This window comes from Rhodococcus opacus, from assembly GCF_012396235.1.
Lineage (GTDB): Bacteria > Actinomycetota > Actinomycetes > Mycobacteriales > Mycobacteriaceae > Rhodococcus_F > Rhodococcus_F opacus.
Genome location: NZ_JAAXPA010000035.1, coordinates 80,299 through 88,584 on the forward strand (window position 1 = coordinate 80,299; position 8,286 = coordinate 88,584).

7 protein-coding genes are annotated in these 8,286 nt (G+C 68.6%); 4 read left to right on the forward strand and 3 right to left on the reverse strand.

Features of this window, described 5'->3' with window-relative positions; translation table 11 throughout:
• The first annotated feature begins 36 nt into the window (after positions 1-36).
• The 3 genes from HGB39_RS32975 (at position 37) to HGB39_RS32985 (ending at position 3,362) form a co-directional block, all read left to right on the forward strand.
• Complete coding sequence (locus tag HGB39_RS32975) at positions 37-1,215, forward strand: acyl-CoA dehydrogenase family protein (protein ID WP_043788660.1); 1,179 nt, start codon at positions 37-39, stop codon at positions 1,213-1,215.
• Positions 1,215-2,303: an acyl-CoA dehydrogenase family protein gene (locus HGB39_RS32980; RefSeq protein ID WP_005564481.1), complete on the forward strand. Its 1,089-nt coding sequence runs from the start codon at positions 1,215-1,217 to the stop codon at positions 2,301-2,303. The genes HGB39_RS32975 and HGB39_RS32980 overlap by 1 nt, the downstream gene beginning before the upstream one ends.
• 552 nt (positions 2,304-2,855) lie before the next feature.
• Complete coding sequence (locus tag HGB39_RS32985) at positions 2,856-3,362, forward strand: mycothiol transferase (protein ID WP_005564483.1); 507 nt, start codon at positions 2,856-2,858, stop codon at positions 3,360-3,362.
• Here HGB39_RS32985 and HGB39_RS32990 read toward each other — a convergent pair.
• Positions 3,347-4,579, reverse strand: a complete 1,233-nt coding sequence (locus HGB39_RS32990; RefSeq protein ID WP_005564486.1) for an oxygenase MpaB family protein — start codon at positions 4,577-4,579, stop codon at positions 3,347-3,349. The genes HGB39_RS32985 and HGB39_RS32990 overlap by 16 nt on opposite strands.
• 142 nt (positions 4,580-4,721) lie before the next feature.
• Here HGB39_RS32990 and HGB39_RS32995 point away from each other — a divergent pair, with 142 nt between their 5' ends.
• Positions 4,722-5,348, forward strand: coding sequence for a TetR/AcrR family transcriptional regulator (locus HGB39_RS32995; RefSeq protein WP_037206876.1), 627 nt, complete (start codon positions 4,722-4,724; stop codon positions 5,346-5,348).
• Between the two features lie 26 nt (positions 5,349-5,374).
• On the opposite strand, the gene HGB39_RS33000 is transcribed toward HGB39_RS32995, so the two are convergent.
• Both HGB39_RS33000 and HGB39_RS33005 read right to left on the reverse strand, forming a co-directional pair.
• On the reverse strand, positions 5,375-7,747 hold the full coding sequence (locus tag HGB39_RS33000) for a serine/threonine-protein kinase (RefSeq protein WP_064079808.1): 2,373 nt from the start codon (positions 7,745-7,747) through the stop codon (positions 5,375-5,377).
• A gap of 341 nt (positions 7,748-8,088) precedes the next feature.
• A partial coding sequence (locus HGB39_RS33005; protein WP_168442987.1) for a hypothetical protein occupies positions 8,089-8,286 on the reverse strand: 198 nt, incomplete at its 5' end.

Here is an 8,286-nt window from a genome sequence, read left to right on the forward strand (position 1 = left end):
CGGGCGCCGCCCGGGCAGGACTCATCAGGAGGTCCCATGAGTTCGACTCTCGCGCCACCTACCACGGTGGCGACCGATGAGATGAACGCCCTGCGTGCCGAGGTACGCGCGTTTCTCGCCGAGGAGGTCGACGCCGGGCGGCTCATACCCTGGATCGACACCTGGCTCACCCGCTGGGACGAGGACTTCACCCGACGCCTCGCCGAACGCGGCTGGGTCGGGATGACGATCCCCACGGAGTTCGGTGGCCGCGGCCGAACCCACCTCGAGCGCTTCGTCGTCACCGAGGAACTGCTCTCCGTGGGCGCCCCCGTCGCCGCGCAGTGGGTCGCCGACCGACAGATCGCCCCGTCCCTGCTTCGCTACGGTACCGAGGAGCAGAAGCACGAGTACCTGCCCCGCATCGCCGCCGGCGAGTGCTGCTTCGGCATCGGCATGTCCGAACCGGACTCCGGCTCCGACCTGGCCAGTGTCCGCACCAAGGGCGTTCAGGTCGACGGCGGCTGGCGGATCACCGGGACCAAGGTGTGGACCTCCGGGGCCCAGCACGCGGAGGCCTTCATCGCGCTGTGCCGCACCGAACCGCTCGACCCCTCGCACCGTCACGCGGGTCTGAGTCAGTTCATCGTCGACCTGCGCAGCGAGGGCGTCACCATCCGGCCGATCGTCTCCCTCTCGGGGGACCACCACTTCAACGAGGTCGTCCTCGAGGACGTTTTCGTGGCGGACTCAATGGTCTTCGGCACCCTCGGTAACGGTTGGGAACAGGTCAACTCCGAGCTCGCCTTCGAGCGCAGCGGCCCTGAACGGTTCCTCTCCTCGTTCCGCCTGTTCGCCGCGGAGATCGGTGCGATCTCCACCGGAGCCCTGCCCGAGCGCAGCGACCTCGGCCGGACCGTGGCCCGGATGGCCGGACTGCACAACCTCAGCCAGAACATCGCCGGCGCGTTGCAGCGCGGTGAACCCGCCGACACCCCGGCAGCCCTCGTCAAGCTGCTCGGCACCGCCACCGAGGGTGACATCGTCGACACCGCCTCCACCCGGCTCGGCGACGAGCTGGCACCCGGTTTCGCCGGCACGAACGGCACCGCCGCGGTCGCCGAGATCCACGGCCTGCTGCGCGCGGGCCTCCACCAGCGCCCGGGCTTCACGCTCCGCGGCGGCACCAACGAGATTCTGCGCGGCGTCATCGCGCGGGGACTGGGGATGCGCTGATGACCACCGCCACGACCGTCGACCTCTCCGTCGACGAGGACCTGCAGGCGATGCTCTCCGACGTCGTCTCCGGTTTCTCCGGCCCCGACGTCCGGCCCGACGCCGACGCCGTGTGGTCGACACTGCGGGAGGTCGGCGTCGCCCGGCTCACCGCGCCCGAGGACGCCGGGGGCAGCGGAGCCGGCTGGGCCGAAGCCGCCGCGCTCCTGCGCACCGCGGCTTCCGCCGGTGTGGCCGTCCCGTACGCCGAGACTGACCTGCTGGCCGGGCCGCTCCGGCGCGCCGCCGGGATCGACGACTCGTCCGACTCCACCGCCACCGTCGCGCTGCTCGATTCCTCGGGGACCGCGCACGGTGTCCCGTGGGCCGGTGCCACCGCCACCGTCGTGTGCGTGCGCCCCGCCGGCGATACCCACGAGCTCGCGGACGTGCCAACCGACCGGTTGACGATCACTACCATTGAGGGCATCTCGGCAGTGCCGACCGGCTCTGTCACCGTCGGTGAGGGCATCTCCTGGTCACCCGTATCCACCGCGGCCGTCGAGGCGTACGTCCTGCGCGGCGCGCTCGCCCGCGCATTGCAGTGCGTCGGCGCGATGGACGGCATGCTCGCCTCGGCGATTGAGCACACCACCGCCCGCAGCCAGTTCGGTCGCGCCCTGGCGAAGTTCCAGTCCGTGCAGAACCTCGTCGTCGACATCGCCGCCGAGTCCGTGCTGGCCCGCGCTGCCGTGGACACCGCGCTCGCCGACGCCCTCACCGACGACCTCGACGGCGAGCTGTCCCAGTTCCGCGTTGCGGTCGCGCGCAGCGTCGTTTCGCAGGCCCTGGCCGTGGCGGTGCGCAACGTCCACCAGGTGCACGGCGCGATCGGGACCACCCACGAGCACACCCTGCACCGGGTCACCCTTCCCGCCCTGCAGTGGCGCGGCGAGTTCGGGTCACCGGCGTTCTGGGAGGGGTTCCTCTCCCGCGCGGCCATTGTCGGCGGCATGGACGGCGCGTGGCCGATGGTCGCCGAGGGCGCCCGCGTCGAGGGCGCCGCGAGCCGGTACCTCGACGCCGTGATCGCAAGGTCCGTGTCATGAAAACGGAACCGCCACGATCTCCTCCGCAGCCGAGCCTTCAGCTCCCTACTCGAGGCCGAACACAGAAGCCGACCACAGCCGACACCCTCACACCTCCGCCCAACCCGCCCACACCGAACCGATCCACCACCGCGGCAGCCGCGACATCGATCGCCGCCACCACGTCACCACACCCGGTGCCGGGGTTGCCTTCGGGATCTGCACATCGACCCCCGCGGACACGGCGACAGCGGGCTTACACGTCGAAGATCAACGACACGCCGATCAGTGGGAAAACCTCAGGCAGCAGCACGAAACTCCGGAAAGGAACCTGTGCTCGTTCCATATCCCTCGCCGCCGTCGCCGGCCCACAATCCTGGGGGTACCTCCCGCTCGCGGGGGCGATCTCGCGTTCTCCGGAAGCCGTGACGCTCGGCGGTTCGGATCGTCACCGGCGTAGCCCGGCCGTGGTGGTCAGCGGCCGCCCGGGGTACTGGGGACATGTCGTGCCGGTTCTGTGAGCCCGAGGGGGGTCATAGTGGAACGTGATGTGAACACGACGAAAGGAAGATCGTGGACCATAGCGCGCTGTTGACCGACGCCTTCGATCGCATTCAGGAGACCGTGCATTCCACGCTGGCCGATCTCCCCGCCGACGCCCTCACGTTTCGGGTGGACGCGAAGGCGAACACCATCGCCTGGCTGATCTGGCATCTGACGCGAGTGCAGGACGACCACGTCGCCGGTGTCGCGGGCACCGCGCAGGTGTGGACGTCCGGCGGGTGGGTGGAGCGCCTCGACCTCCCGTTCCCGGTTGCCGACATCGGCTACGGGCACTCCGCGGACGAGGTGGCGAAGGTGCGGACCGGCGCCGACCTCCTGCGGGGGTATCACGATGCCGTACACGACCGCACCGTCGATTACGTCCAGTCGATCGGGCCGGACGACCTCGACCGGATCGTCGACGAGAACTGGGATCCGCCAGTCACTCTCGGTGTCCGGTTGATCAGCGTCGTCTCCGACGATCTGCAGCATGCCGGGCAGGCGGCGTACGTCCGCGGCATCTACGAGCGCCGCTGAACCCGCGACGACGTCTCGTTGGCGGCGAGCCACGCCTCCACTCGCCGCCGGGAGCGTCGGCCGACGCGTTCGCGGACGGCCGGACTCACTCGGGCCGCACCGTGCAGCGTCCCGTTCCCCACCAGCGCCAGCGGAGCGAACCAGGCGGGCACGACCGGCAATCCGAGTTCTCGCATGCCGCGCTTGCCGGAGAACATCCGCTGGATGCTGAGCAGGCGCTGGCGGTTGAACCGGCGTCGCAGGGACTCTGCGTGCGGGTAGTGGAACGTGGCCCACGACTTCTGCAGTGAGTCGGCCAGCACCCTCGAGTTCTCGTCGGGGCCGGGAGCGAACATCCCGATCTGGCACATGTTGCGGCGTCCGGTGTTCTCGTCGTCGACCAGCCAGTGCTCGTCGATGCCCATCAGCCAGCCGATGTACCGCCACAGATGCATGACGTCGCGGCCCTCGTCGGCGGAGACCCACACCCCCAGCGACCGGAGTCCGACGAGGAACGTCGTCGAGAAGAGGGCGAGCGTCCCGGCCTGATCCGACTGGTTGATCGGCATGCCCCAGTCGGACACGTCCCAGCTCTCGTCCTGCAGCAGGGTCAGATTGACGAACGCGTGCATCAACCGCACGTGGACGGACAACTGCCAGCCCCGGCGGTCGCGATCCATGCCGCCGGGCAGGACGCACTCGTACCACCACCGCACGGTCTCGGCCACGCGCTGACCGGCGCCGTCCCCGACCAACCTGCCGGTGGCCACGAGTTGGCGGGAGGTGGCGGCGCTGCGGTAGCCGTTCATCAGCGAACCGGTCGCGAGCAGGTCGAGTCCGGTCATTCCGCTGCGCAGGCAGACGGCGGCCCCGTGCTCGAGGCGCCGGTCGTCGACCCACGACGGCCGACGGTCCACTGCGTCGAAGAAGGCGACCAGCGGCGGCGCCGCGTCGGGCACGCTGCCGATGCCGTCGGAGAGTGCCTGGGAGAACTGGGCCATCGTCACGGTCTTGTCGACGAGGACGGCCCGCGCCAGTGCGGCACCGATCTCGTCCTGACGGACCACCGCCCGGGCGTGAAGTTCCCGCTCCGCCGGGGTGGGCGTCGGGTCGCCGTGCACGAACCGCGACAGCGTCCGCATCGAGCGGCGACCCCACTCCGAGTCCATGTCGAACCGCCGCGGCGGCGTGAAGTCGGAGAAGCCGGGCGCCGACTCCCGGGACTGGGTTTCTGTCATTGCGGTGCACTCGATTCGGTAGTCGAGAAGGGGGGCGTCTTTGTGCCTCAGCCCCCGCTCGAGGGGCTGTGAGTTACAGTTCACCCCACCTAATCGGACGGGTACAAGTCGCATTGTGGGGCAGATCGGGAGGGTTCAGCGAATGGGCACTGGCCAGCGAAAAGACCCCTCTCAGCAGCGGTCGCAGGAGACGGTCGCGCGCATCTTGTCGGCAACTGGTCAGGTTTTGCGGGCCAAGGGGTACACCGGCTGCAGCACGAACGCCATCGCGGAGGCCGCCGGCATCTCGAAGGGGTCGGTGTACCAGTATTTCGCGAACAAGGACGAGATCATCGAGGTCCTGATCGACAAGATCATGGAGGAAACCACGGCTACGTTCGGGACGCAGCTCGAGCACGCCGTCGCGAAGGGCACGTTCCTGAAGGACGCGGCCCTGCAGTCCCAGCTTCTGGCAGTCCTGGACAGGTATCGCGACATCCTCGGTTCGCTGCTCAACGACGCGCCGCACGTGGCCCTCACCGCTCACCGTTCGGTCCGCATCGAGGAACGGTGCCGCGACCTGTTGCGTACGTATGTGACGTTGAATCCGTCCGCGATCGGTCCGGGGGTCGACCTCGACGCGCTGCTGCTGGTGCTCACCGTCAGTTACCGGGAGGTGAGCCTCGAATACCTCCGCCGTGACCTCCGCGACCGGCGAAACGAGCTGGCCACCGTCCTCTACGACATGACGATGGGCGGCCTCGCCGGGCGTGCGACACGCGGGGTGTAACGCGGAGGGGGCTTCGGGAGACATACCTAGTGAGCCCATGGCGCTGTCGGACCCCGACCCGGCAGCGTCAGGGGCCTTCTTTTTGCGCTCCTACCGCCGCCGCCCGGTCGGCGACCCGGCACCTCCAGCCACACGACCCTTTCGAGCGCGCGCAGATCGCTCTCGATCCGCCGGAACAACTGGTACACGGCGATGAAGGCGAAGATGCCGCCCAGACACAGCGCGCGCACCGTCGCGTTCACGGCGTCGCCGGTGTTTCCACCGACGAAGCTGAGTCCGGCGACCCCGATCAACGGGACGGCCGCCGCGACGGCGAGGTACCGCGGCATGCCTCGGCCGAGGGCCCGGATGTTGCGGCCGTCGCTTCCGCGCAACTCGCCGTGCGACAGCAGGATCGGGTAGAGGCACCGCACCGCGTAGAACGTCAGGATGAAGAAGGGGTAGGCGAGCGCGACCGCCCCGCACACGGCGAGGGACGCGAGGAGTTGCGTGTATGCGCCCAACGAAATCCCGCCGGCGGTGATCTCCAGGGCGACCGGGTAGGCGACGCCGGCGACGACCCACAACCCGAAGCTGACCACGACCGCGCGATGGCCGAGTCCGAGCGTCGTGGCTCGCGCCTTCTCCAGCACCTCGGAACTGTAGGTTCTGCCGTTTCGGAGTCCTCGCGGCACCGTGAGCGCGAGTCGACACCAGTAGACGATGAGCACTGCGCCCAGCGGGAATGCGATCCCGCCGATCACCAGGTGCACGAACTCGAGATCCTGCTGCGCCTCGACGGGCAGCGTCGCGATGATCAGCACCTTGTTGTAGTAGTAGTTGTATCCGGCTGCCAGCAGGTTCGGGATGCCGACGGCGGCGATCACGATCGGAAGCGCCCACCGCCACATCTTGGACCGCAGGCTTCCCGGTGCCGGGTCGACGAGATCGCGGGCGTGCGGGTCGAGGCACAGCGCGAACTGCCGTGTCAGCTTCCGGCCACTCGACCACCGGTCGTCCCGGTCGGGTGCGAGCGATTTCACCAGGATGCGCCGCAGCGCGGCGGGACAGTCCTCGGGGAGCGCGGATCGTTCCGGGTCCACGCCCCGGCGTCGGGACTCGAGAAGAGCCTGAGGCGTCGGCGGGGACGTGGTCCCGTCGTCGTCCGGGAAGGGCCGGGCCCCGGTCAGCATTTCCCACAGCATGACGCCCAACGCGAAGATGTCGCTGCGGGTGTCGAGGTCGGACGCGGTTCGGTGGGTGCCCGGGTCGATGACCTCGAGCTGTTCGGGCGACATGTACGCGACGGAGCCGCCGATGAATCCTCCGGCGCCGCGATTCTCGACGCTGTCGCTCGAACTGACGTTGAAGTCGGCCAGTTTGGGGATGCCTTCGAGTCCCAGCAGTACGTTCGCCGGTTTGATGTCGCGGTGCAGGACGCCGTGCGCCCGGGCGTAGTCGAGTGCGTCGGCGAGCCGCAACCCGATCCACGCGACCGTCTCCGGCCACGACAGTGCGGCGATCTCGTCTCGAACACTCGAATACTCGGGCCGGATCTCGCCTCTCTCCTCGAGGATCCGGTCGACCGAATCGAGCAGCAGCTGTCCGGATCGCTGCTCGGGCGGGGTCTTGCGGACCAGCCGCACCACGTCGAGGAGCGTGCCGCCGGGGACGTATTCCATGAACAGCACCCGCAGCCGGCGGTCCTCCAGCACCCGCTGGTCGTAGACGCGGACGATGTACGGGTGGTCGAGCTGCGCGAGTGTCTGCGGCTCGTTGCCGATGTTGCGGGAGATCTTCAACGCCACCCACCGCTGCATCGAACGCTGCCGGGCGAGGAACACCCGCGCGAACGCGCCATGACCGAGTTCCATCATCAGGTCGAAATCGTCGAGGCGCTCACCGACGTCGAGGTCGTCGCCCGGACCGAGTTCCGCGGTGATGGTCCGCCGGTCCATGCGGCGGTCGTGTTCGAGGAGGGTCTCGAACCGGGCCGCCTGCTGCGGATACTCGGCGACGTACTCGGCGGGATCGACGTCGGCGCCACTCTGACGGCGGACCCGGTACTCCAGGTAGACGAGTTCCGGTGGCAGTGGTTCCGCGAGCAGCTCCGGGAATTCGAGGCAGTAGTCGGCGATGCGCTTCGGGCTCCCCGACCGCAGCCACCGGTACTCGAGGTCGACCTTGATCAGCTCGATCAGCGCGGCCCGCCTGATCGCAGCCGTGTCGGGGAGATATTCGGTGAGCTCGGCCGGCGAACCGGAAGACTCCCAATCCGCGACCAGGCGCTCGACCCCGCTTTCCACGACGAACACCGATTCGGCGCCCGACGTCGTCGTCGACGGCAGCTGAGTGTCCTGACCCAGTTCGGTGGGCGGCCCAGACGCGACCGTCGAATCACTCGGCGGGCGATCGTTCATGGCGGTCCGATTCCGGGCGGTGCAGATTCCGGGAGGTGCAAAGGGGATGTACTTGCCAGGGTATTCCTGACGGTGCTTGCTGGGTACGGAACAGCGGGCCGGCCTTCACGGGTTCCCGGCGGGTCCGGAACCAGTGCGAGGGTGTTCACCCATGGCGAGCAATGATGTGGTCCTTGGTACCACCACGAACTGAACGGGCAGGTAATCACGCTCGAGGGCCTTTCATCACCTCTGATTCCGCCCCGAGCATCTCGATGGAGCCCCGCTCCACCAAGTCACATTCACGACCAACGGACCAGAACTGAGAGGTTTGCGTGTGGGGTCAGGCACTGTGTGCGTAGTCAGTTCGCTCTGGTCGCTGCGGTAGGACTGCTCGTCAGCGGAGGCGGAGCGTGCAGAGAGCGCTTGGCGTGTGCGAGTGAGCGCTGTGCGGCGGCGGTGACGGCTTCGGCGGTGAAGCCGAACTCGCGGAACAGGGTCTTGTAGTCGGCGGAGGCGCCGAAGTGCTCGATGGAGACGATTTCGCCTGCGTCGCCGAC

Excerpts from the sequence above, each read along its gene's own strand:
- HGB39_RS32975 (WP_043788660.1), top strand. The coding sequence starts at position 37 with ATGAGTTCGACTCTCGCGCCACCTACCACGGTGGCGACCGATGAGATG.
- HGB39_RS32980 (WP_005564481.1), top strand. The coding sequence starts at position 1,215 with ATGACCACCGCCACGACCGTCGACCTCTCCGTCGACGAGGACCTGCAG.
- HGB39_RS32990 (WP_005564486.1), bottom strand. The coding sequence starts at position 4,579 with ATGACAGAAACCCAGTCCCGGGAGTCGGCGCCCGGCTTCTCCGACTTC.
- HGB39_RS32995 (WP_037206876.1), top strand. The coding sequence starts at position 4,722 with ATGGGCACTGGCCAGCGAAAAGACCCCTCTCAGCAGCGGTCGCAGGAG.
- HGB39_RS33000 (WP_064079808.1), bottom strand. The coding sequence starts at position 7,747 with ATGAACGATCGCCCGCCGAGTGATTCGACGGTCGCGTCTGGGCCGCCC.